Source organism: Syntrophales bacterium, assembly GCA_023228425.1.
Lineage (GTDB): Bacteria > Desulfobacterota > Syntrophia > Syntrophales > UBA2210 > MLS-D.
Map to the genome: position 1 here is coordinate 1 of JALOBE010000025.1, position 24,719 is coordinate 24,719.

20 protein-coding genes and 1 tRNA gene are annotated in these 24,719 nt (G+C 55.7%); 17 read left to right on the plus strand and 4 right to left on the minus strand.

Annotated features, from left to right (window positions below; genetic code table 11):
- Positions 1–649 precede the first annotated feature (649 nt).
- Entirely contained in the window at positions 650–1,558 is a 909-nt protein-coding gene (locus tag M0Q23_09135; protein MCK9528784.1) for a 3-keto-5-aminohexanoate cleavage protein, read from the minus strand.
- Between the two features lie 187 nt (positions 1,559–1,745).
- Here M0Q23_09135 and M0Q23_09140 point away from each other — a divergent pair, with 187 nt between their 5' ends.
- The 10 genes from M0Q23_09140 (at position 1,746) to M0Q23_09185 (ending at position 13,725) form a co-directional block, all read left to right on the plus strand.
- Positions 1,746–3,137, plus strand: coding sequence for a sigma 54-interacting transcriptional regulator (locus M0Q23_09140; GenBank protein ID MCK9528785.1), 1,392 nt, complete (start codon positions 1,746–1,748; stop codon positions 3,135–3,137).
- Positions 3,138–3,314: 177 nt separating this feature from the next.
- Positions 3,315–3,389: transfer RNA gene (locus tag M0Q23_09145), tRNA-Val, on the plus strand.
- Between the two features lie 548 nt (positions 3,390–3,937).
- Positions 3,938–5,854 (plus strand): threonine--tRNA ligase, encoded by a 1,917-nt coding sequence (thrS, locus tag M0Q23_09150; protein MCK9528786.1) that lies wholly within the window; start codon positions 3,938–3,940, stop codon positions 5,852–5,854.
- A 598-nt stretch (positions 5,855–6,452) separates the two neighbouring features.
- The gene (gene infC / locus M0Q23_09155; protein MCK9528787.1) at positions 6,453–6,986 is read left to right on the plus strand and encodes a translation initiation factor IF-3; all 534 of its coding nucleotides are present in this window, start codon (positions 6,453–6,455) and stop codon (positions 6,984–6,986) included.
- A gap of 471 nt (positions 6,987–7,457) precedes the next feature.
- On the plus strand, positions 7,458–7,655 hold the full coding sequence (gene rpmI, locus M0Q23_09160; protein MCK9528788.1) for a 50S ribosomal protein L35: 198 nt from the start codon (positions 7,458–7,460) through the stop codon (positions 7,653–7,655).
- A gap of 693 nt (positions 7,656–8,348) precedes the next feature.
- A complete protein-coding gene (rplT, locus tag M0Q23_09165; protein ID MCK9528789.1) occupies positions 8,349–8,708 on the plus strand; it encodes a 50S ribosomal protein L20 in 360 nt (119 codons plus the stop codon).
- On the plus strand, positions 8,705–9,721 hold the full coding sequence (locus tag M0Q23_09170) for a phenylalanine--tRNA ligase subunit alpha (GenBank protein MCK9528790.1): 1,017 nt from the start codon (positions 8,705–8,707) through the stop codon (positions 9,719–9,721). Before rplT ends, M0Q23_09170 begins: the two co-directional genes overlap by 4 nt.
- An 890-nt stretch (positions 9,722–10,611) precedes the next feature.
- A complete protein-coding gene (gene pheT, locus M0Q23_09175) occupies positions 10,612–13,035 on the plus strand; it encodes a phenylalanine--tRNA ligase subunit beta (GenBank protein ID MCK9528791.1) in 2,424 nt (807 codons plus the stop codon).
- A 29-nt stretch (positions 13,036–13,064) separates the two neighbouring features.
- A complete protein-coding gene (locus M0Q23_09180) occupies positions 13,065–13,340 on the plus strand; it encodes an integration host factor subunit alpha (GenBank protein ID MCK9528792.1) in 276 nt (91 codons plus the stop codon).
- Between the two features lie 40 nt (positions 13,341–13,380).
- Positions 13,381–13,725 (plus strand): MerR family transcriptional regulator, encoded by a 345-nt coding sequence (locus tag M0Q23_09185; protein ID MCK9528793.1) that lies wholly within the window; start codon positions 13,381–13,383, stop codon positions 13,723–13,725.
- Positions 13,726–13,786: 61 nt separating this feature from the next.
- On the opposite strand, the gene M0Q23_09190 is transcribed toward M0Q23_09185, so the two are convergent.
- Complete coding sequence (locus M0Q23_09190) at positions 13,787–14,071, minus strand: PxxKW family cysteine-rich protein (GenBank protein ID MCK9528794.1); 285 nt, start codon at positions 14,069–14,071, stop codon at positions 13,787–13,789.
- 309 nt (positions 14,072–14,380) lie between these two features.
- Here M0Q23_09190 and M0Q23_09195 point away from each other — a divergent pair, with 309 nt between their 5' ends.
- The 7 genes from M0Q23_09195 to M0Q23_09225 all read left to right on the plus strand — a co-directional run bounded on the left by M0Q23_09195 (position 14,381) and on the right by M0Q23_09225 (position 22,106).
- Positions 14,381–14,974 (plus strand): sigma-70 family RNA polymerase sigma factor, encoded by a 594-nt coding sequence (locus M0Q23_09195; GenBank protein ID MCK9528795.1) that lies wholly within the window; start codon positions 14,381–14,383, stop codon positions 14,972–14,974.
- Positions 14,975–15,762: 788 nt separating this feature from the next.
- Positions 15,763–16,413, plus strand: coding sequence for a tetratricopeptide repeat protein (locus tag M0Q23_09200; GenBank protein MCK9528796.1), 651 nt, complete (start codon positions 15,763–15,765; stop codon positions 16,411–16,413).
- 392 nt (positions 16,414–16,805) lie between these two features.
- The gene (locus tag M0Q23_09205) at positions 16,806–17,441 is read left to right on the plus strand and encodes a hypothetical protein (GenBank protein MCK9528797.1); all 636 of its coding nucleotides are present in this window, start codon (positions 16,806–16,808) and stop codon (positions 17,439–17,441) included.
- A gap of 125 nt (positions 17,442–17,566) precedes the next feature.
- Positions 17,567–18,049: a prepilin-type N-terminal cleavage/methylation domain-containing protein gene (locus M0Q23_09210; GenBank protein MCK9528798.1), complete on the plus strand. Its 483-nt coding sequence runs from the start codon at positions 17,567–17,569 to the stop codon at positions 18,047–18,049.
- A gap of 60 nt (positions 18,050–18,109) precedes the next feature.
- Complete coding sequence (locus tag M0Q23_09215; protein MCK9528799.1) at positions 18,110–18,571, plus strand: type II secretion system GspH family protein; 462 nt, start codon at positions 18,110–18,112, stop codon at positions 18,569–18,571.
- Between the two features lie 41 nt (positions 18,572–18,612).
- The gene (locus M0Q23_09220; protein MCK9528800.1) at positions 18,613–19,536 is read left to right on the plus strand and encodes a prepilin-type N-terminal cleavage/methylation domain-containing protein; all 924 of its coding nucleotides are present in this window, start codon (positions 18,613–18,615) and stop codon (positions 19,534–19,536) included.
- Positions 19,533–22,106, plus strand: a complete 2,574-nt coding sequence (locus tag M0Q23_09225) for a pilus assembly PilX N-terminal domain-containing protein (GenBank protein MCK9528801.1) — start codon at positions 19,533–19,535, stop codon at positions 22,104–22,106. The genes M0Q23_09220 and M0Q23_09225 overlap by 4 nt, the downstream gene beginning before the upstream one ends.
- A gap of 64 nt (positions 22,107–22,170) precedes the next feature.
- Here the strand turns inward: M0Q23_09225 and M0Q23_09230 are convergent, their stop codons facing one another.
- Positions 22,171–23,058, minus strand: a complete 888-nt coding sequence (locus M0Q23_09230) for a UbiA family prenyltransferase (GenBank protein ID MCK9528802.1) — start codon at positions 23,056–23,058, stop codon at positions 22,171–22,173.
- Between the two features lie 248 nt (positions 23,059–23,306).
- The gene (gene tadA / locus M0Q23_09235; GenBank protein MCK9528803.1) at positions 23,307–24,599 is read right to left on the minus strand and encodes a Flp pilus assembly complex ATPase component TadA; all 1,293 of its coding nucleotides are present in this window, start codon (positions 24,597–24,599) and stop codon (positions 23,307–23,309) included.
- Positions 24,600–24,719 lie beyond the last annotated feature (120 nt).

Sequence of the window (24,719 nt, forward strand, 5' to 3'; positions counted from 1 at the left end):
GAAACGAGCCTGGTTTTGCGGATTGTGGACCAATGCCTCAGGCTTGCCACGTGGAGCAACGTAAACCGACAAATTGGCTAATGGAAAATCTGGGTTAAAGCGAGAAGCACGCATCCTGAAAGCTGACGGCCTTGCACAAAGCTCCTTGAGGCACGGCGCGCACATCCTGAGGGATGAGGCGTACTGTGCGGTACGCCTCAGTGACGAAGAAGAGAAGAATCAAGCATCCGGCACCACCACTGTACGAAGCCGTCAACCGTCATCGTGAAAGATTTCTCCCTTCGGTCGAAATGACGGAAGGGACGGTCGAAATGAAGGAGGATCGGGCATACATCGCCATTTCGAGGATCGTTCGTATCCTGTCATTTCGAGGATCGGGCATATCCCCTCACTCCGAGGAGTACTCATACTCCATCATTTCGAGGATCGCTCGTATCCCGTTATTCCGAGGAGCTCCCATGCTCCGTCGCTTCGAGGAGCTCCCCCATCCCGTCATTTCGAGGAGCGAAGCGACGAGAAATCTTGCTTTTCAACCGTGATGGTCCCGTAAACAGTCCAAATTTTACACAGACAAGGCAGCTTTGTAACGCATTGGAAATATGGGGCTCGATTTTCAAAATTCCCCATTTTCCGACTTTTTCCGAGTTCGTCAGTAATTGACTTTGTCGATCCCCTTCAAGCCCAGAATCTGCCTGGCCTCGGCGGTTGTAGCCGGTTCGATGCCAAGCTCCCGGGCAATGCGGACGATCTTTGCCACCTGCTCTCCACTGCTCTTTGCCATGACGCCCTTTTCCAGGTAGAGGTTATCCTCCAGCCCGACCCGGACATTTCCGTCCAGGAGGAGCGCCTGGGTACACAGGTTGAACTGTTCCCGACCGGCGACGCACACGGAGTATTCAAACTCACCGATCCGTTCACGGGCATAGTCGACCAGGAACATCAGGTTCCTCGGAGACGGCGTGATGCCTCCAAGCACCCCCATGACGAACTGGATATACACCGGCGTCTTCACCAACCCGCGGCTGATCATAAAGGCCACGTTGTTGATCATGCCCGAGTCATAGATTTCAAACTCCGGTTTCGTGTCGTTTTCGTTGAAGATCGCGGCGAACTCCCTCATGGTCTTGAAGGTGTTGGGGAAGATGAAGTCCTCCGTAAAGGCGAGATAGGGCTTCTCCCAGTCGAACTTGAGGTCCGTGTACCTTTCAAGAGCGGGGAAGAGCGCGAAGTTCACCGATCCCGCATTGAAGGAACCCAGCTCGGGTTTGAATGTCGAAACGGGCAGGAGCCGTTGCTCCGACGTCATGCCGAGGCCTCCCCCCGTGGTGAGGCACAGGATAATGTCACAGCGGGACTTCACGTTTGTGACGACCTGCCGGTAGAGTTCGACATCCGATACGGGCTGCCCCGTTTCGGGATTACGGACATGAACATGGGCAACCGCTGCCCCGGCCTCGTAGGCGCGCACCGCCTCGTCGGCTATCTCCTGGGGCGTTACGGGCAGATAAGGCGTCATGCCCGGCGTATGAATGCTTCCGGTAAGTGCCGCTGTTACCACTGCTTTACCTTTTCTCATCCCTCTCACGACGCTGTCGGCCCTGTGTTCAATCCACCGGTTTTGACACTGAATGGTATAGCGTCACTGCTTCGTCTCTGTCAACTTTAATTGATATATCCCTGTTCAAGGATTGACAGAGGGGGCGGGCCGGGGTTAAAAACAGCCGAAAGGGGGAGATGTTCCTGCCGTGACGAAACGAAAGAAACAAGCGACAATGATGCCCGCATCGACGGACACGATCCTGGAGAGCATTTCCGACGGTGTTTTCACCGTGGACATGGACTGGCGCGTGACGTCTTTCAACCGCGCGGCCGAGGAGATAACCGGGGTGCCGCGCGAGGAGGCGATCGGCCGCCTCTGTTCCGAAGTCTTCCGGTCCAGCATGTGCGGAGCGGACTGCGCGCTTGAGAAAACGCTGAAAACGGGCAAACCGGTAATCGGCAAATCGGGGTACATCATCGATGCCGAAGGAAACCGCATTTCCATAAGCGTTTCCACGGCGGTGCTGCGGGATAGCCGAGGTGCCGTGGTCGGCGGGGCGGAGACCTTCCGGGACCTGTCGGAAATCGAGGCCCTGCGGCAGGAACTGGAGGGGAAATACCACGTGGCTGATCTGTCGAGCCGGAGTCCCCTGATGCAGAAAATGTTCGATGTTCTGCCTGCCATCGCCGCGAGTCCCAGTACGGTTCTTATCCTGGGAGACACGGGAACGGGAAAGGAACTGGTAGCCAGAACCATTCATTCCCTGAGTCCCCGGAACAAGGCCCCCTTCGTGGCGGTCAACTGCGGGGCGCTGCCCGAAACACTTCTCGAGTCCGAGCTTTTCGGCTACAAGGCAGGCGCCTTCACGGGCGCTACCAGAGACAAGCCCGGCCGTTTCGCCCTGGCCGGAGGAGGCACACTGTTTCTCGATGAAATAGGGGAGATAAGCCCCGCTCTCCAGGTCCGGCTTCTCCGGGTCCTGCAGGAACGCACCTTCGAGCCCCTCGGATCGACCCGCTCTGAAAAGGCGGATGTCCGCGTGATTGTGGCGACCAACAGAGACCTGGCGGAACGGATGCGCCAGGGTCTTTTCCGGGAGGACCTCTATTATCGGGTGAACGTGGTCCGACTGGAGCTGCCTCCTCTCCGGCGACGGAAGGAAGATATTCCGTTGCTTCTGGACCAGTTTATCGCGCGGTTCAACCGGCTCCAGGGGAAGTTCGTGACGGGAGTGACGCCGGAAGCCCTGTCGCTGTTCATGGCCCATGATTGGCCCGGGAACATACGGGAGCTGGAAAACGTCGTCGAACGCGCCTTTATTCTCATTGACGACGGGCTCATCGGGATCGAGCAGTTGCCCGGTGAACTGACGAAGCTCAGTTCCCCGGCGGATGCGGACCGGACCGTCCGGTCCGCCCGCGATATTCTCGACGTCCGGATGATCAGGGCCGCCCTGGAAAAGAACGACTACAACCGGCTCGCGACGGCCCGGGAACTGGGCATCCACAAAACGACACTCTTCCGCAGAATGAAACGGCTCGGCATGGAACTCCCCGAAAGAAACGGGCGCAGTTCAAAGAAAAAAGGGACTGAATAAATCAGAGAAAGACTGTAAAATTGAGCAGCCAGCCCTTTGATCAGGTGTTTGAGAAAGGATGATTGAGAAGGATGTGGATGCGCCCCCCGAAAACCTCGGAAACAGGGAAAAGTTCTTGACATGGCGGGCATATGTTGTTAGTTGGATGAGTCGCTTGGCGATGTATGAAAAGCATGTAGGCGCGTAGCTCAGGGGGAGAGCACCACCTTGACACGGTGGGGGTCCAGGGTTCAAATCCCTGCGTGCCTACCATTTTTGTCATGCGAGACCTTTAAAAATGTCATTTTGAGGAGCGAAGCGACGAGAAATCCTGATGATGGTCGCTAGTGAAAGATTTCTCCCTACGGTCGAAATGACAAAAATGGCTGGTATTCAAAGCGCTCCTTGTCATTTCGAGGAGCGCCTTAAGGTCCGTCATTTCGAGGAGCGAAGCGACGAGAAATCCCTGTCCCGGGCAAAACGAGGGATCTTTCAGACTTCTCACATGCGTTCGAAGTGACAGGGGGAGCGGTCGAAATGGAAAAATCGATCGTTTTTCAAAGGTCCCGTGAGATCAATGGCGGATTCGTAAAACGTTGCCGGAACCATCGAACGTGATGGTTTCGTAAAAGGTCCTTAGGGCGCAGCGGTCGAAATGACACAAGCGGGAGTTTCCAAAGGTTTTGTCATACCGAAACAACCGGGGGCATCACCAGGAGGGGCTGTTGATGCCCCTTCTGCGATACGTTCCCGATGGCCGCGGCCGCACGTCCCGGCGTTTGGAGCCGAGGCAGCCAGGATCAATGTGAACTGTGAGTGATATGAAAGAAATAACCATTACCCTGTCCGACGGGGCATCGAAGACCTTCGAGTCGGGCATTTCGATTCAGCAGGCCATCGCGTCCTGGAACGGGACTCTCCCGGAGTCCGTCGTGGCGGCCCGGGTCAACGGAAGGCTCGTGGACCTCGCCTCCGCGCTGGTCGAGGACTCCTCCGTGGAGCTGATTCCCGCCGCGTCGAAGGAAGGCGTCGATATCCTGCGGCACAGCATCTCTCATATCATGGCCCAGGCCGTGCAGGATCTCTTCCCGGACGTGAAAGTCACCATCGGCCCCTCCATCGAGGACGGCTTTTACTACGACTTTGACTATTCCGGGACCTTTACTCCCGAAGACCTGGAAAAGATCGAACAGCGCATGGAGGAGATTGTCCGCGAAAACAAGCCCTTCATGTGCACCATCATGTCCCGGGACGAGGCCGTCGCCTTCTTCGAGAAGCGGGGTGAGCCTTACAAGGTTGAATTGATCCGCGATCTTCCCGAGGACGTGACCGAGGTTTCGATCTACACCCAGGGAACCTTCGTCGATCTGTGCCGTGGTCCCCACATCCCTTCCACGGGACTGGTGAAGGCCTTCAAGCTCCTGAGTGTGGCCGGTGCCTACTGGAGAGGCGACGAAAGAAACGCCCAGCTCCAGCGCATTTACGGCACGGGCTTTCCCTCCCGGGAAGAACTCGACCGCTACATCGCGATCGTCGAGGAGGCGAAGAAGCGGGATCACCGCAGACTGGGGCGCGAGCTGGACCTTTTCCAGGTCAGCGACGAAGCCGGTCCCGGGCTGGTCATTTTTCATCCCAAGGGCGCGCTCCTGCGGATGATCATCGAGGACTGGGAAAGGAAAGAGCACCTCCGGCGCGGCTACGGCATCGTCCAGGGCCCGCAGATACTCAAGGGGGATCTCTGGAAGAAGTCGGGCCACTTCGACCATTACCGGGAGAACATGTACTACACCGACGTGGACAACCAGCTCTACGGGATCAAACCCATGAACTGCCTGTCCCACATGCTGATCTACAAATCGAAAATACGCAGCTACCGGGATCTTCCCCTGCGGTACTTCGAGCTGGGGACCGTTCATCGCCACGAAAAGACCGGCGTGCTTCACGGGCTCCTGAGAGCCCGCCAGTTCACCCAGGATGACGCCCACATACTGTGCACGCCCGAGCAGCTCAACGACGAGATCAAGGCCATCGTCGGGTTCGTCGACGATGCCATGAAGATATTCAAATTCGAGTACGAGGTGGAACTGTCCACCCGCCCGGAAAAATCCATCGGCTCCGACGAGGAATGGGAGATGGCCACGATGGCCCTCAAGAAAGCCCTGGACGACACGGGCCTCGAGCACGAGATAAACGAAGGCGACGGCGCTTTCTACGGGCCCAAGATCGACTTCAAGCTCAAGGACGCCCTGGGAAGAAGGTGGCAGTGCGCCACCATCCAGTGCGATTTTACCTTGCCCGACAGGTTTGACTTGAGTTATGTTGGCCCCGACGGCGAAAAACATCGCCCCGTCATGCTCCACCGGGTTATACTCGGTGCCATCGAGCGGTTCATGGGCGTTCTGATCGAGCATTACGCCGGCGCCTTTCCCCTGTGGCTGTCTCCGGTACAGGCGCTGATCGTCACCGTGACGGATCGGCACATACCCTATGGCGAGCAGGTCCTCAGGGAACTGATCGATGCCGGTGTCAGGGCCGAAGGCGACTTCAGGAACGAGAAACTGGGCTTCAAGATCAGGGAAGGCCAGCTTCAGAAAATACCCTACATGCTGGTAATAGGCGACCGGGAAGTGGACTCGCGGACCATCGCCCCCCGGCAACGTGACGGGAGCACCCTCGACCCGGTGAGCGTGGAGACCTTCATTTCGCTCGTACACGCCGCGACAGAAGAATACCGGTAAGAGCGGATCGGCGGGTATGTAAACCGGGAGATCTGAAAACTGACGAATTCGTACAAAGCGTCCCGGCCCGCCTCCGGCGGACCTGCATCATACAACCAACGTGCCGTAAGCGGGCATCGTCGAGTATATACGCGTTGGAAAAACCGGAGGTTGCAGAAAATCTTCAAGTATATTACTTAGAAGTCGAAAAATGGCGAACTTTGAAAATCGAGCCCGATATTTCCAGTGAGTTACAAGGATGCCTTTGGAGGAGCGTCTTAAGGTCCGTCATTTCGAGGAGCGCCTTAAGATCCGTCATTTCGAGGAGCGAAGCGACGAGAAATCTTTCTTTACTGCCGGTGCCGTGAAAGATTTCTCCCTCCGGTCGAAATGACGACGGGGGACGGTCGAAATGACGGGAAATAACGATTGAAGCGGCGGGAAAACGATCGGAGTGACGGAAAATAACGATTGAAGCAGCGGGAAAACGGTCGAGGCGACACAAAAAACGATCGCAATGACGCAGCAGAATGGTTGAAATGCCGTATTAAACGGCTGTAACGATTAAGCAAAACGGTCAAAACGGCACAGCCGACAGTCTAAAAGATTTCAACAGGTATTGAAAAGTTCCAGGAGGTGGCACATAGTTAAGAATTCAAGGATCAACGGCGAGATCACGGCTCCTGAGGTCCGTGTCGTCGGGGCGGAAGGTGAGCAGCTGGGAATCATGAAACTGGGCGATGCTCTGGCACGGGCTGAAAGCGAGGGGTTAGACCTCGTTGAGGTCGCTCCGACGGCTTCGCCGCCGGTGTGCCGGATCATGAATTACGGCAGGTTCAAGTTTCAGCAAAGCAAGAAGCTCCACCAGGCAAAGAAGAGCCAGACAACCGTCCAGGTCAAGGAAGTCCGCTTCAGGCCGAAAACGGACAGCCATGATCTCGAGGTGAAACTCCGGCACATGCGCCGGTTTCTTGAGCAGAACCACAAGGTGAAGGTCACCATACTCTTTCGGGGCCGCGAGATAGTCTATGCCGCACTGGGGAAAGAGACCCTCGAGAAGATAGCGGAAGACCTGAGCGACCTTGGTTCCGTAGATCAGTTCCCCCGGCTCGAGGGCCGCAGGATGGTCATGGTGGTGTCTCCGAAAAAATAACACTATCGATGGCTTCATAAAAAGGTACCGGAGGACCTGACCTCCGGCATACGAACCGGATGCCCCTCCGGGCCGCATCCTCCGCGACCGTGACGCGCTCTTTGAGACCTTTATTGAATTTTGTCATTTCGAGACCTCTGAATTTTGTCATTTCGAGGAGCGAAGCGACGAGAAATCCTGATGATGGCCGTTAGTGAAAGATTTCTCCCTTCGGTCGAAATGACGGAGGAGGGTGGTTGAAATGACGACGGGGGACGGTCGAAATGACGGAGGGGGGACGGTTGCAATGATGACGGGGACGGTTGCAATGACGGAGGGGGAGCGGTCGAAATGACACAATCGACAGGTTTTCAAAGGTCTCTTTTTGTTTACCAGGCGGTGCGCGTCGTGTCCGCGGACCTTTTTACCAGGCCATCGCATTCAATGGCTCCGGCGACTTCGCGCGGAACCGACAACACGAGAGGTTACACAATGCCAAAGTTAAAGACCCACAGGGGCGCGGCAAAAAGATTCGGGCTCACGGGGACAGGGAAAGTGAAGCGCGGCAAGGCCTTCGCAAGCCACATTCTCACGAAGAAAACCCGTAAAAGAAAACGGAACCTGAGGAGGGCGGCAACCCTCAACAAGCGCGACGAAACGGGAATCAAAAGACTGATTCCCTACCTCTGATGGTCCCGTAAAAAGTCCAAATTTTCCAAAGACATCCTTGTAACTCATTGGAAATATTGGACGCGATTTTTAAAATTCGCCATTTTCCGACTTCCGGGTTTGCCGGCGCGTCCATACTCGACGATGCCCGCTTACGGCACGTCAGTTGTATGATGCAGGCCCGCCGGAGGCGGGCTGGGGCGCTTTGTACGAGGTTTGAATTTTGTCATTTCGAGGAGAGCCTTAAGGTCCGTCATTTCGAGGAGCGAAGCGACGAGAAATCTTTCTTTTTCGAGCGTTCTGCCGTGCCCATGAAAGATTTCTCCCTCCGGTCGAAATGACGACGGAGACGGTCGAAATGACGACGGGGACGGTCGAAATGACGGAGGAGGACGGTCGAAATGATGGGCGGAGACTGTTGCAATGACGACGGGAACGGTTGCAATGATGACGGGGACGGTCGAAATGACGATGGGGGACGGGCGAAACAACAGAGAAGACGAATCGAAATGAAGCGATCGATCATGGCTTCGTAACGGTCCTCGAGGCACGGAGCGCGCGTCCCGAGAAATGAGGCGTACTGTGAAGTACACCACGGTGATGAAGGAAAGAGCGCAATCAAGCCTCCGGGCTTTTTACGAAGCCGGAAGCCGTAAGTGGTTGCACGGCACGAAAAACAATTCATAATTCATAACGTATGACGGAGAGTGTACGATGCCCAGAGTAAAACGAAGTACTGCATCAAAGAAAAAACGGCGCAAGATTCTCAAGCTGGCCAAGGGATATTTCGGTGCCCGCAGCAGGCTCTACCGCCTGGCGAAAGAGTCGGTGAACCGGGCGATGGCCTTTGCCTACCGGGACAGGAAGGTCAGGAAACGCGATTTCAGGAAGCTCTGGATCGTTCGCATCAACGCCGCCGCCCGTATGAACGGTATTTCCTACAGCAGGCTCATAGACGGGCTTCGGAAACAGGGTGTCGAACTCGACCGGAAAGTTCTCGCCCATATCGCCGTTCACGATGCCCCGGCCTTTGAAGCGATCGTCCGGACCGCCAAGGGTGAATCGCAGGCATGAAAGAGGCCCTTGAACATCTGGAGAGGAACGCCCTCTCCGAGATACAGAGAGCACGGACGAAAGAAGAGTTCCTGGAGATACGGACCCGGTATCTCGGCCGCAAAGGGCTTCTGACGGGCATTCTCCGAAAACTCAAGGAGGTTTCCCCCGAGGACAGGCCCGCCTTGGGCGACTTGTCCAACAGGATCAAGAATCGCGTCACCCGGGAGATCGACGCGGCTCTGGAAGCGTGTGAAAGCCGGGGCCGGGAAGAGCGGATCCGGGGAGACGCCATCGACGTGACGCTTCCCGGCAGAACGGCGCCCCGGGGCCGTCTCCACCCCCTGTCACAGACCATGGAGGAGATCTGCTCCATTTTTTCGTCTCTGGGATTCTCCGTTGCCGAAGGTCCCCAGGTCGAACTGGATTACTACAATTTTGAAGCCCTCAATATTCCCAAAGACCATCCCGCCCGTGATATGCAGGACACCTTCTACATCGTCGGCGACACGGTCCTGAGGACGCATACCTCGCCCGTGCAGGTCAGGATCATGGAACAGCACCGCCCGCCGGTACGGATCCTGTCTCCCGGCAAGGTGTACCGCCCCGACTTCGATATTTCCCACACCCCCATGTTTCACCAGGTGGAAGGCCTTCTCGTGGACAGGGGTATCACCTTCGGTGACCTGAAGGGGGTGCTTCAGTACTTTCTTCGGGACATGTTCGGCGCGGACCGGAAGGTGCGGTTCCGGCCCAGCTTCTTCCCCTTCACGGAGCCCAGCGCCGAGGTGGACATCGAATGCGTCATCTGCGGCGGTGAGGGCTGCCGCGTCTGCGCCCAGAGCGGCTGGCTTGAAATTCTCGGAAGCGGCATGGTTGACCCGGCGGTATTTATGAATGTGGACTATGACCCGGAGGAGTATACCGGCTTCGCCTTCGGCCTGGGCGTGGAGCGTATAGCCATGCTCAAATACGGCATCACGGACATTCGGCTGTTTTTCGAAAACGACCTGCGGTTTTTGAGCCAGTTCTGACGGTCCCGTACAAAGTCGAAAACCGTCCGATACCACGTCGTTTCGAAGCGCGGCCATATCCCGTTGTTCCGAGGAGTGCTTTTATTCCGTCGATTCGAAGCGCGAGCATACCCCGTCATTTCGAGGAGCGAAGCGACGAGAAATCCATGTCCCGAGCAAAGCGAGGGATCTTTCAGACTTCTCACATGCGTTCGAAGTGACAGGGGAGAGGTCGAAATGACACAATCGATAGGTTTTCAAAGATCTCTTTCGATGAGCGAGCATACCCCATCGATTCGAAGCGCGGCCACATCCCGTTGTTTCGAGGATCGGACATACCTCATCGTTTCGATGAGCGGGCATACCCCGTCGTTTCGGGAAGCGGTCACACCCCGTCATTTCGGGGAGCGGCCACACCCCGTCATTTCGGGGAGCGGCCACACCCCGTCATTTCGGGGAGCGGCCACACCCCGTCATTTCGAGGAGCGAAGCGACGAGAAATCTTGCTTTTCAATCGTGACGAGCTCGCGTGACGAACTCGCAGAAATTCGGGAAACGTCCGATTGAGGGACGGTTTTATACAAATACAAAGCTTCGCAGGCAGGGCGGACGAATCACGAGGAATGAAGGCGTGCGACGGTGAGCGCAGTGACGAAGGCCGGAGCGCAATCAAGCATCCGGACTTCTACGTAACATAGGCGTAGGTATATGAAATCATACCGTACACAATTCCGGAGATGGGGGCGTTGCCTTCACCGATGTTAGTTCGGTCTCCTTCTCCGGGTTCGCCGGCGCGTCCATACTCGACGATGCCCGCTTACGGCACGTCAGTTGTATGATACAGGACCGCCGGAGGCGGACCGGGGCGCTTTTTTTACGGGACCGTCAACGTTGAAAGGCAGGAATAAGCAATGCTGGTCAGTCTTAAATGGTTGAAGGATTATGTCGACTGTTCCCTGCCCCTGGAGGAGCTTGCCGAAATTCTGACCATGGCGGGTCTCGAGGTGGAGTCGGTGACGACCGTCGCGCCGGATTTCTCCGGCGTCGTGGTGGCGGAAATAACGGCCATAACACCCCACCCCAACGCGGACAAGCTGGTTCTTTGTGACGTTGCCACCGGCGATGAAACACTGCGCGTGGTCTGCGGCGCCCCCAACACCCGTACGGGTGCCCTGGTGGCCCTGGCGAAGGTGGGAGCCGTCATTCCCGGCGGATACACCATCAAGGACTCGAAAATTCGGGGCGAGGCATCCCGGGGCATGCTCTGTTCGGAGCAGGAACTGGGCATCAGCGATGACCACAGCGGCATCATGATCCTCGATGAGACCCTCACACCCGGTGAGGACCTGCGAACGGCCCTGGACCTCTACGATACGGTCCTCGACATCAGCGTGACGCCCAACCGGTCGGACTGTCTGAGCATTCTTGGCATTGCCCGGGAAGTGGCGGCCCTGACGGGCGCGCCCCTGCGCTACCCCGACAGCACCTGCACTGAATCGGGACGCCCTGTTCAGGAGGACGCCTCCGTTGAGATTCAAAACCCCGAACTCTGCCCCCGCTACACGGCCCGCCTGATACGGAACGTGACCATCGGCCCCTCGCCGTCCTGGCTGAAAAGCAGGATCGAGGCCGTGGGCCTGCGGGCCATCAACAACGTCGTGGACGTCACCAACTTCGTCATGATGGAACTGGGACAGCCGCTCCACGCCTTTGACTACGCTTTCCTCGAAGAAGGCCGCATCGTGGTGCGGGGCGCCGAGGAAAACGAAGCCTTCGTGTCCCTTGATGAGAAAACCAGAATCCTGAAGGGCGACACCCTCATGATCTGCGATGGCGTGAAGCCCGTGGCAATCGCGGGAATCATGGGGGGAATGAACTCGGAAGTGCAGGCTGGCACCGATACCATCCTTCTCGAAAGCGCCTATTTCAATCCCCGGTCGATACGAAAAACCTCCCGGGCCTTCGGCATGAGTACCGACGCGGCCTTCCGGTTCGAGCGCGGCGTCGATCCCGAGGGTGTAACGCGGGCCCTTGACCGGGCGGCGCGGCTCATGGCCGAGTTGTCGGGCGGGTCCATCGCGCCCGGCGTGATCGACGAATATCCCCTGAAAATCGATTCCCCCTCCGCCGTCAGACTGAGGACGGAGCGGGTAGCGAAGATCCTGGGCACCGCCGTGGACACCTCCCGGATAACGGAGATCCTTCGGGGGCTCGCCATGGAGGTGAGCGGGGAAGGGGAGGAGGAAGGAGTTCTCCTGGTAACGCCGCCGTCCTTCCGGGGCGACCTGACCCGGGAGATCGACCTGATCGAGGAAGTAGCCCGCGTGAACGGCTATGAGACCATCCCCGCCACCATCCCGCGTCTCGAGCCCGTGCCCCGGGAGGAACGGCAGAGGGAGGCGCTGGAACGCCTCATAAACACCACCATGGTCGGCATGGGCTACTCCGAGGTAATCCACTTCAGCTTCACGACGCCCGATTCAAGCCGCGTCCTGGGCTATCCCGAAGACCATGAATCCCGGCGTTACGTCCGGATTGCCAATCCCCTGACGGAAGACACGTCGGTCATGAGAACGAGCCTGATATACGGACTTCTCGAGTGCGTGGGGAAAAACGTCAACGCCGGAAACGAAAACCTCGCGCTCTTTGAGACAGGCACGGTCTTCTTCAGCACCGGAGGAGGCACGCTTCCCCAGGAAAAGAAACGGATTGCCGGCCTGCTCACCGGCGACCGCCGGAGCGGACAGTGGCACGCCACGGATACCCCCTGGGACTTCTACGACCTCAAGGGAAGCCTGGAGACGCTCTTCGCGGCCCTGGGCATCACATCGACGCGCTTCGTTGCCGACGATACCGTTCCCTGGCTCACACCGGGCACATCCGCCGCGGTCTGCCGCGGGGAGCAGCGCCTGGGCGCCCTGGGTGAGGTACACCCCGAAGTACTGAAACGCATGGACCTGGACCGGAAGGTGTTTGTCTTCGACCTGGACCGGGACGCCCTTGCCGCCTCGGTGACCCTGGACCGGCACTTCCGGGAAATCCCCCGCTACCCCGCCGTGACCCGGGATGTCTCCTTTCTGGTCGGCAGAGATGTTACGGCAGAACAGATATGCGATCTTTCCCGGGACAATGATGAAGAATTGCTTGAAAGTGTTCATATATTTGATGTATACTCCGGCCCGGTCATTCCACCGGGGATGAAAAGCCTGGCTTTGAGATTTACGTACCGATCACAGACGAGGACCCTGGCGGATCAGGAAGTCAGCGATGCGCACCGCCGTATCGTGGAACAGGTACTCGATCGTTCAGGGGCGAAAGTTCGGGGTCTTGACTAACGGATCACGCGTGAATGAAGGAGAGAACGATGACAAAGGCCGATATCATTCAGAATGTGTACAACAAGCTTGGTTTTTCGAAGCGGGATTCCGCAAGGATCGTCGAATCCGTATTCGATATCATGAAGGAAACCCTTGCCCGCGGTGAAAAAATCAAAATATCCGGTTTCGGGAATTTTGTGGTCAACACAAAACGGGCCCGCAAGGGAAGAAACCCCCAGACCGGAGAAAGCATCGAGATATCGAAAAGAAGGGTACTCACGTTCAAGGCCAGCCAGGTTCTGCGCAACGACCTGAACAAGTGACGCGACCGGGGCGGCTGGTGCTGGAAGGACTTCGGAGCCAGTGAGCGAAACGATTCCCGACAAGGTTTATTTTCGAATCGGCGAGGTTGGGCGAATCCTTGGAGTGGAGCCCTACGTCATCCGCTACTGGGAGTCCGAGTTCAAGAACCTGCGGCCCCGCCGGACACGATCGGACCAGCGCCTCTACAGGAGGTCCGATATCGAAGCACTGCTCACCATCAGGGATCTTCTCTACAAAGAAAAATTCACCATCGCCGGAGCGAAAAAACAGCTCTCTCTCGCCGGCGGCCGGACAGGACCGGCCGCCACAACCAGTGAGAGCCACGGCAATCTTCTGAAGGACATCAGAAAAGAACTGCGGGACATCCGGAAAATACTGGGCTGATCGGGACGATCGAACCACGGATACAACAATCCCGGCACTATTATTCGCACAGGGTACCGGCTTACTTGCCCTTTGACTTGCGCTTGGAAGCCTTCAACGGGTTGATCTTCTGCCCCGCGGACGCGCTCCCGGCCTTGACATGGGCCGCGCCGACGCAGCGACCGAAAGACCACTTGCCGGCGGGATCCGGATAGAGCATACAATACCGGCCGCCCGAGTACTCGACGATCCTTCCGCACCCGGCGCACTGCTCGACGATGGTGTGGCAGGTTCCGCCATTGTAGCCACAGCCGTTCTTCGCCATAAAAACACACTCGACGCCCGCTTTTACAGTCTGACAAACCATTGGTACAATCACCTCTCTTTCGTTTTTTCCCAATAAAAAAACCGGCCTTCCGGGAACCATCACCAAAGGCCCGCACAGACAGGCTTTGCGTCCCCGTTACCAGTTGGTCGCGCGGGGAATAACAAAAACAAAAAACCCTGTCAACAAAAATCCGCCTGCCGACGAGGCACATTCCGTCATTTCGAGGAGCGAAGCGACGAGAAATCTTTCTCCCGGCGGCGGCCAGTTCCGGATTGACAGGACCCGTTCCGGTAACGTATTAATCGAGAATACAGCGATATTCGGGAACCGTCCCCACAGGACCATCGTATGAACCGCGACCACGAGCGGGAGGTCATCGCCTCCGTTCTCGCCGGCGACCGGCAGGCCTACGCCGCCCTCGTCGATGCCCATAAGGCCGCCGTTTTCAACCTGGCCTACCGAATGACGGGCAACGCCTCCGACGCCGAGGACCTTGCCCAGGAAACCTTCATCAGGGCCTACAATAAGCTCTGGCGCTTCGATCCCGAGCGGCGTTTCTTCACCTGGCTCTACACCATTGCCCTCAACCTGTGCCGCAATCACCTGAAGCAGAGCAAACAGTCCCTCTCCCGCGATACGGCCTGGAGAGAAAACCGGGACGGGGAAGACGCCGAACGACGCGAAGCGGACCAGCCCGAGGGGGTTCTCCTGGAGCATGAGGAGCACAGGCGGCTCCAGGCCGCCCTGCTGGAACTGCCCGCCGACACGCGGGAGGCCCTTATCCTGCGCTTCCAGGACGACCGGCCCTTCGAGGACATCGCCGAGATATGCGGTATATCCCTCAGCTCGGCTAAAATGAGGGTCTACAGGGGGCTGGAGAAACTGCGGGATATCATGGATCGGGATGGCCCCGCCAGCGGCTCGTTCGTCACGGAACAATAATTGTCAAGTACGGTGATTCCGCTCATTGTGTCATCGAGAGGAGCATCGCGATTTTGTCATTTCGAGGAACGAGGCAAATTCCGTCATTGCGGTGAGTACCCACATACCCTCAATGCGATGAGTATCCACATGCCGTCATTCCGAGGAACGAATCAAATTCCGTCATTGCGAGGAGCGTTATAAAGTCCGTCATTCCCGGAAGCGAGGCACATTCCGTCATTCCGAGGAGCGTTATAAAGTCCGTCATTCCCGGGAGCGTAGCAAATTCCGTCATTTCGAGGAGCGAAGCGACGAGAAATCTTTCCTTTTCTTTTCATCGTCCTGCCGCGCCCTTGAAAGATTTCTCCCTCCGGTCGAAATGACGGAACAGGGCGTCGAAGTAGACGGTGAGGGAGGCCGAAAAAACGGCTGGGAGCGGCCGAAAAGACGGTGAGGAGCGATCCCACCCCGTCATTCCCGGAAGCGCGAAGCAAATTCCGTCATTGCGGTGAGTACCCCCACACCGTCATTCCCGGGAACGAAGCAAATTCCGTCATTTCGAGGAGCGTTATAAGGTCCGTCATTTCGAGGAGCGAAGCGACGAGAAATCTTTCCTTTCCTTTTCATCGTCCTGCCGTGCCCTTGAAAGATTTCTCCCTCCGGTTCCCTCCGGTCGAAATGACGAAACAGGGCCGTCGGGAACGGTTCGATAACGACGGCCCCAGCCCCGGGACAAAAAACAGCTCTTCACTTAGTGGGGAGAAGTGTGATACGTTCGTGCAAAGACATCGGAAAGAAGGGGCGCGCCCATGGAACGACACATGATCAGGTTCAACTGTCGGATAGCCGTGGCACTGATTGTGGCTCTGGTTTTATTTGCAGCCCTTCCGTCAACGGTTGCCCAGGCCCGCAGCCGGGCGGAATGGGAAACGGGCGCGGTTGTCCGCGCGGAGGCAAAGGAATGGCGTGACATGCGTGACTGGTGCCGGCAGTGGACGGAAGACGATCCGGAACATGCCGGGGCCTGGGTTTTCCTGGGGTTCGCCCAAGGCAGACTCAAGCGTTACTCCGAGGCCATAGAGGCCTACCATCGGGCCGTAAGCATCGCCCCGGACTATGCCGAGGCCTGGTATAACCTGGGGACCACCTACTACTACCTCAACCGCAACCGTGAAGCGGTTGACGCCTACCGCCGGTTACTCCGCATCGAACCGGACCGCGCCGGTGTCTGGTTCTACCTGGGGGTTTCCTACGGCAAACTCAACCGCTACGACGACGAAATCGAAGCCTACCGCCAGGCCGTCCGTATCGCTCCGGAGTATGTCGAGGCCTGGTTCAACCTGGGGATTGCCTACCACCTCGTCGGCAACCGATCGGCCGCCCTGGACGTGGTCCGGGAACTCCACCGCATCGATCCGGCCCGGGCCACCCGGCTTTCCGGCATCGTTGCCTCCCGGTGAGAGAATCGACAAGCGCCGGTTTCCTGCCTGTGGACTGCCGCGAAACCTCCACGGTTCCGCCGCCGGGTCAAATCTTTATTCTTGACGATCACCCTGAAAACGCCGTCATTTCGAGGAGTACCTTATAGCTCCGTCATTTCGAAGAGCATAAAAACTTCCGTCATCCAGAGAGCCCTTACACTTCCGTCATTTCGAGGAGCGAAGCGACGAGAAATCTTTTGTTCATTACCCTCCACCGATCCCTGTCTGACATGACCCGTCATGGCAGCATGGTATAGTAACGTGGTATTCAAAGATATCCGGCAGCCCCCTCCCGTTCCTGTGACTTTTCACCGCCGCTGCCTGTATATGATATATAGAGAAAGATCAGAAAGAGCACAGGAACAGGAACAATGGCAATGAGCGACGATCCCCGGAAATACAGTGATCTCCTGAAGCTGTTGCAGACGACGCCGAAACGGGACATCTCCGCAGGCTTTACAGAACGGGTGATGGAGGGACTCCCCGAGGAAGTCCCTTTCCTTCACAGGATCGCGGGATTCTGGATCAGGTATTTCTGTAAAAGCGCCGAGCCGCGGGAAGGGCGCCCCTTTCGCCCGGACTATCGGGAATGCCCGCTGTGTCTTGCCCTGGCGGGTTCATTTTACCTTGTCTTCGGCATCGTTCTCCTGGCGGGGCTGAACCTGTCAGGCACCGTGTCCATGCTGGACCGATGGACCATACTGATTCCATGGGCCAGCATAGCGGCGGCGCTCTGGCTTTTCGGTCTCACCGCCCTCATGATCAGGGGAGGCGAAAGGGTCCTCAAAGGAACAAGGGCGGGCACGATGATCTTCACTGTCGCTGTTCCGGGAGCCATTATTCTCATTGCAGGTACCACGAACCCCCCGATCATGTACGCTCTTTTCACAATGTCGGCGGCGACGGCCTGCATGGGGGGACTGCTCTATTACCAGGTAGCTGTTTTTTCGAAAGCGAAGGATGACGCCCCTGTAAAAGGTCCGAATTTTCCAAAAGTAGCTTTGTAACTCATTGGAAATATTGAGCTCGATTTTCAAAATTCGCCATTGTTCGATTTCTTGCGAGGACGTCAAGGATGAAAACGGCCCGAATAACGGAGAAATAGCCGCCTGAAAGACCTGTGGAGGAGATAATGAGTGCCATGAGGAGGAAATATAAAGGGGGATCCAAGGGATTCACAATCATAGAGCTGGTTGCTGTACTCATTCTTCTGGGTATTATGGCAGCACTGGCCATAGCGAGAGTGGGAGACACAAGCACTTACGATCTGAATTCCCAATTGGAGGCAGTGAAAAACCATCTTCGCTATGCCCAGATCAGAGCTATGAATACCGATACTGCCTGGGGCATTCATTTCACAGAATCCTCCTACTATCTATTCGAGGGTCTGGGTTCAGAGACACCCGTGGTGATACCTGGAGAAGACGCCACAATAGATATGGACGCCAAAAAATCTAAACTAAGGTTTACTTCGCTACCGGCAGGGGGGAGGGTCACCTTCGATACCTTTGGAAGGCCCGTTAATGCATCTGAAGATCCGGAAACAGTCAACATAAGAATTTCAACGAACGGTTCAGCGATAGTAATTACAAGGAATACTGGATTTATTCCCTGAACCACAATTGGCAATGTGTAGAAATTATTCATATATATATTTTTAGCTAGGTGAAGCGCTATGAAAAGAAAAAAAAGCGGGAAAAGTATCGGAGGTTTTACCCTGATCGAAGTGATCGTCTCCCTCGTTCTGGTCGCTATCCTCGGAACGTTGCTGTTCACGATCCTTGGATCCAGCTTGAGTCAGAGCGCACAGAATCTGATCGCTGTTCGGACCACGTACGACGTGAGTACTGTCGTGGAGAACATGACCTCGCATTATAAGGAACTTGTGGCGTTATATGATGAGTCTGGACCGACGCCACTTGCTGCATTGAGCAGCGCGATCGGTAACGAGGGCAGCTCGTACAATAATGACTACGGTAAATATAAAGTTGTCGGCAAAGGATATGTCACATTTGCCTGTACACCCGAAAAAAACTGTTCAGGAACTCCAGGCGGATCAAGTCTTTTGAAAGTTACAATTGCCGACCCGACTGAAAAATTTAGAATAACGACACTATATGCGCAACAAGCTTTCTAGTGGATATGTTCATATAATTGTTGATTTAATAGGAGCTCGCCATGAAGAACGAGTCCGGATTCACCCTTATTGAGATCATCGTAACCCTTGTTCTTGTCGGAATTCTAGCTGCTGTTGCCGGCATTGGAATCGTTTCCGGGGTAAAAGGATATCTCTTTGTTAGAGACAATACCGAGGTTGCCGGGAAGGCTCAAGTCGCCCTCGCGAGGATGTCGAGGGAATTAATTGACCTTCGGGATATACCAAATGCTGCAGCGAATGCGCAGGTTTCTTCCATCGCTTTTCACAAAGTATGGACATCCACCGCCATTGGTCTTGACGGCCAGAACATCCTGCTCGCAAGTGGTGGTCATACTACAACCCCAAGCCACCGGAACGGCGATGTTTTGATTGACCAGGTCGAGTCATTGAGCTTTCAATATATGAGCGGAGCTGATGTTTGGAATGTCGGCGATAATATCAATGAACTATCTCATATCATTGTCAATCTTACCTTGAGCGGTGCGGGAGAGGGTTCCGACTTTGTCTTTAATACGGTAGTGCATCCACGCAATAACGGAAACATCGGAGGTCCGGCACCGCCAACCCCTGACGACCTGCCTCAGATCAGCCCAGGGTGTTTCGTCGCCACCGCCGCCTATGGTAACTCGTTTGACCCCAGGGTCATCATACTTAAGCAGTTCAGGGACCGATATCTCATGACTTGGCCCGGTGGTCGATCCGCAGTTCGTTTGTACTATGACAAAAGTCCTTCGTTGGCGGAGCTGATTAACGACAAGCCCAGCCGACAAGTGATCGCAAGAATCATGCTTGCTCCTGTGGTCGGCCTGTCGTTTCTTTTGCTGTATGCTAAAGAAACCATGCTATGCATAATCCTTTTCATTGTGATCGCAGCTTGGCTTTCAAGGTACGCCGTCAAGCGCCGGTCCTTTTGGAACCTTGATAAAGAGAGGCAACTTTTATGAAAACAAAGCTATTTAAACAAACTGAAAAGGGATCAGTTCTGATTGGCATCATAGCCACCATGGTGATTATGTCTGTCTTGGGGGCTGCCATGTATTCCATGACGTCAACATCAGTCATATCAGGCGCAAGCGGCCATATTTCAAAAGCTGCTTACTATCTTGCGGAATCAGGTTTTCGTTACGCGGCCGCCGAATATCTGACAGTAACAGATTCAGGCAACAACGGCCTTAACAATGATCAGAACCAAATGGCAGACAACTTGAACGGTCGGATATTGTCGTTGTCCCCCGGAGGAACGATTGAACTTGCAGTTATCCCCTTTCATTGTGTTACATCGGGTACTCACGCAAACGGAGTTACGGCCCTGAACGTCAGGTTTGCCGGTGCCACGCCGGCCGGTTTTTCAGTTCCGGGATCGGGTCATCTCCAGATCAGAAGCCAATCGCGGCCGGACGCATCAGCAGATTATACGACATACGTGGATACCTATGAATATTCGAATTTTTCCGGCAACACGTTTACGCTTGAAAGTCCTCTCGTGGTCCGTGCCCCTCTGACGGTTTTACCGGCCTGGACGTCCATCACCGTTATTGCACGTCCAGCTGCTGCCGGAAACATTACACCCGGCACAAATGCCACACTGGCATTACACAATCCCTCAGCAGGAGCGGGATCATTTTTCATGCCCGAAAGAAACGGTAAATTTATGATCGAGGGCAATCCGGTTGTTTATGTCTATGATTACCGGGTCGATGGTACCACTACGACGACATTGCATGGCATATATAATTCTAAATATCCTGACAATAACGATCAATTCAGCGTGGAAACGGATTCTCGCATTATTCCAACTGACTTCTTTCGAATCGTTTCCACTGGTGTTGCGGGAAACGTACGCAGAACGTTGACCTATATCACCCCCGTCGATGTTGTTAACCCGGGCTCAGACGGCACAAAAACAACTGCAACAGATACATTTGATGGTTCTTCAGGTACGCAACCAACTAATTGGCAACCTGTTTTCGGCACGCACAGCATACGATCCCAATCAGGTGGAACCGTGACAGGCGATACAACGGCACAAAGCGCCTTGCGTTTAGACTCATCATACGAATATAGAAGTTCTACTGGTATTGTTCTGGCCCAAGATCTCTTCTTGAGTCTGATTGCCTTGAAACCGGGCCGTCTTGCAAATTTCTGGGCATCTTGGAATGCCCACAACAAGACTTTAAGTTACGATGCCCAGGTAAAGGTTAAGGTGCCTCAACAGCAATATTTCATGGTCGGAGCGAATTTCCGCATGAATCTGTCGAGTCAATCGATAGATGGCCTCTCAAGCCTCGGGGTATCGCTGCAGCGTGGTAGAACCGGTTCCAATTGCACTCTCTTTTTCTGTACGGACCGAGACGGCATTGATAATTCACTAGTGCCTGTTGACAACATGCCCCTCATAGTTTTGTGGAGGAAAGTCGAGAATCAGTCACCCGGACTTGAATGGATCGCCTATAAAGCCATTACCGACACAATACTCTTCAACTCTGGCCACCCCCCCCGCTTCGTTAATGGTGAAAACAGTTATTTCATCCGTGGAGGGAACAGCGGTGCCCGGGCCAATGTGAAAGCAGTGGGCACGACAGACGGTGGTACCACGGGATCGCTTGTTTTATCTCGACGATATTCAACATTTCAGGCAAATGAACCGCTCCATCAACTTGTATTGCAAGGCAGTGTAACTGCGCGGGTTCAGACTGCGTCTGACACCTCAATTACCTACGACAGGGGAACGGACAGCACTACATTAATCATTGTGGCAGGTGATATCATCTGCGGCAGAAACAGCGATGCCCGTGCCCGCGTGACTTCTGTAGGGGCTCGTACAAGATACCGGGACAGCGTCTTTAGTCCTTACTATTATAGAGGAGAGTTATCCATTGAACAAACGGAAGGTACTTTTTCAACGAATGAATTTCTCGATGTATATCGTCCCAACGCCGACTTCAGCGCGCGTTTTGTTTCCCTTGAAGCGCTTACGGACATATTGAATCCCGGCACTGAGACAGTTAAGGACTGGACAACGATCGTACTGCGGATCGAAGAGAAAATTGATACTCCGGACGGCAATGTTAACGACATCAGGGTGTATGTGGGCGACACGAACCAGCATGGAACCCCTGACGGATCACCCCTGGATGCTGAACGCTTCGGAAATTTGAGATGGAGAAGCCCTGTACAGGCAGGAGACGTACGCTGGCCGCCTGAAGAAGGGTGGTCAGACGATCAAGCAGCCAATATTCCATATGATTACTTCACGCTGATACAGAACTGGGTTATCAATCCCAATTTTTCCTCCTCGGTCTGGCTTGCCGGCACTGCTGAAGAGCCGAATGCCATTGTGCGCACAACTCAATATACTACTCACAATCTTGCCAACCACACGCAAAGTGAAATTGGGCTGCACACCTTCGGTTCTGGAATGAACTTAAATACCTATTTTGATGATTTCGGTATTCAGCTGGTGGGAGCAACAACGGGGGGAACCCGGGGATTCACCTCGCCTCTACAGTATTGATGGGTTCGCAACGATACGGGGGACAGCCTTTATCCTATCCCTCGTGTCGTGTTCTGTCCATGGCTCATCGAAAGACCTGTAAAGCGATCCAGGCGGCGACCGCGGCCACCGCGCCGAGAAACATGGCATGAAATGAATGCTTTGCCATTTTCTCCGAAGGAAAGGCGGCCACAAGCAGTGACAGGGCAAGGCAGCCCGCGAAAAGCATCGCGACGTACCACTCCCTCACCATGAAGATTCCGCACAGGAATATGGCGGCCGGAAACAGCGCGGCGGCCCGTTTACCGCAGGCCACGGCGAAGGTTCTGTCGCCTGCGGCCTTGTCGACGTCATGATCCATGATGGTGCTGAAGGCATGAAACCCCATGACGCAGAGGGTAAAATAGTATGCCTGTCCGGGAAGCGCCAGGGCATCATCCACGAAGCTGAAGCCCAGTGCAAAGGGGGCCAGGAAGCCCAGGATGCCTGCGGACGCCACGTCGAGAGGGGGCCTGGTCTTCAGGCGCCAGGGAGGCGCCGAGTAGGTGTAGGCGAGGACAAGCAGCGCCGTGGAGAACAGGATATTCAAGGGATTCAGGGTGGCCGCCGACACACAGAGGAAGAGAACCCCCACCGCCCGGGCAGTTTTCTTTACCAGCCCGTGATACGCGGGCTCCAGCCGTACTCCCCCGATCCCCCCTTTCCGGGGGTTTGCCCTGTCCGAGGCTTCATCGTAGATGTCATTCAACCCGAAGGTGAAGAAACAGAACGGGAAGGACAGGAAAAACATCTGCGCCAGCAGCAGGGGCGTGAACTGGAAGGAGGGATCAGTGAGCCCCTCCCTCCCGTAGGCAAGGCCCATGCAGAACACCAGGGGCAAGGCGATCCAGAGGGGCGGGCGGCTGGTTTTTATCAGGATAAGGAGTGACTGCCGCGCATCAACTGTCCGAACAGACCGGCCGGATTTCTCCATGAGGATACCCCGTCACTCTCCTCTGAGACCTTTAATTAAATTGTGTCATTTCGAGGAGCATGGCGACGAGAAATCCCTGTCCCGGGCAAAGCGAGGGATCTTTCAGACTTCTCACATGCGTTCGAAGTGACAGGGGAACGGTCGAAGTGACAGGAGAGAGGTCGAAATGGCACAATCGACAGGTTTTCAATACAAGTCTCCCTCTTTCTCAAAGCCCTCATGGAGGAATGAGCGCTCCCGCGACGGGCTCAGCTCTCATTCCCGGTGAGGTCCTTCAGGACATCGGCGAGGTCTTCACCGGCGTCGATCTTGTACGTTCCTTCCCCGCCGTCTTTCTCCGATTCGTGGTAGTCGATGGCGGGGGTCCAGTCCGCGCCGGAGTCTGCGGGAACAACGACCCCGCCGGCTTTCCCCTTGGGGGCTTTGGCGACTTCCGCGCCGGGTTGCGGCTGCGGCCGGGGAACGTGCCGCCGGTCAAAGGCGGCAAGATCAAAATACCGGTCGGGATCGGATTCCGGGGTGGGTTTGAATATCGCGCTGGGAGGGAAAAACTTCTTCACCCCGTCGAGGTATTCCTCGACGTATCTCTGGCGGGAGAACATGCCTTCGCTCCGGCTCATGTGCAGAACATTTTCAAGCTGGTGTATCTTGTTTTCCCGGATGCTGCCTTTGACAGCCGTCGTCGCGGACATGATTGACAGCACCGGCACACTGAAGCCGATCCGTTCCATAAACACCAGTTGCTGGACCACCACGTAGGCCAGGGCCGAAGACAACTGGAACCGCACGAATTCCTGGACGCTCAGGCTGAAGGAGTTACAGATCCGGTAAATGGCGTCCTCGACGTTGGTGGCGTGCAGGGTGGCGATGACCAGGTGGCCCGACTCGGCGGCATTCAGGGCCAGGCGGATCGTTTCCGGCTCCCGCAGCTCGCCTACGACGATGACGTTGGGGTCTTCCCGCAGTACGTCGATCAGGCCCTGCTCGAAAGACTGGACATGGGTGTCGAGTTCCCGCTGCTGGATAAAGGACTGTTCCGAGGCGAACCGATACTCGATGGGATCTTCAAGGGTGATCACGTGAAGGCCCCTGGTCTTGTTGATCTCGTTGATCAGGGAGGCTATGGTCGTGGTTTTGCCGCACCCGGTAGGCCCGCAGATCAGGATCAGTCCTTCCGAGAGCCGGCAGATATTCTTCAGACCGGGGTACAGGTTCAACTCCTCGATGGTGGGGATGAAACCGGGGAGAAGACGCACGGCCATGCTCAACCCCCGGGTTGTCCTGAAAATATTGACGCGCAGCCTGACCCTGCTGATCGTGGTGGCAAAGTCGATGGACCACTTGTTTCTCAGCTCTTCCTCCTGCTTCGCCGTAAGCAGCCCGTGAATCAGGCCGTCAACCTCGGCGTGACTGAAGGAGTTTTTCTTGTCGAAGGCGATTTTGCCGTGCCGGCGGTACACCACGGGATGTCCCCCTGTAATGTGCAGGTCCGTCACGCCCTGAACGACCCCTCCTTGCACCATCCTGCTGAATTTTTTCATGCTGTCCCCCTTCGGCGGTTTACGGTCCCGCCCTCAAACGGTGAATTTTGTCATTTTGAGGAGCATCAAGACGAGGTATCCCCCTGTACTATCGTTGCCTTACACAATTTCACGGTGTGG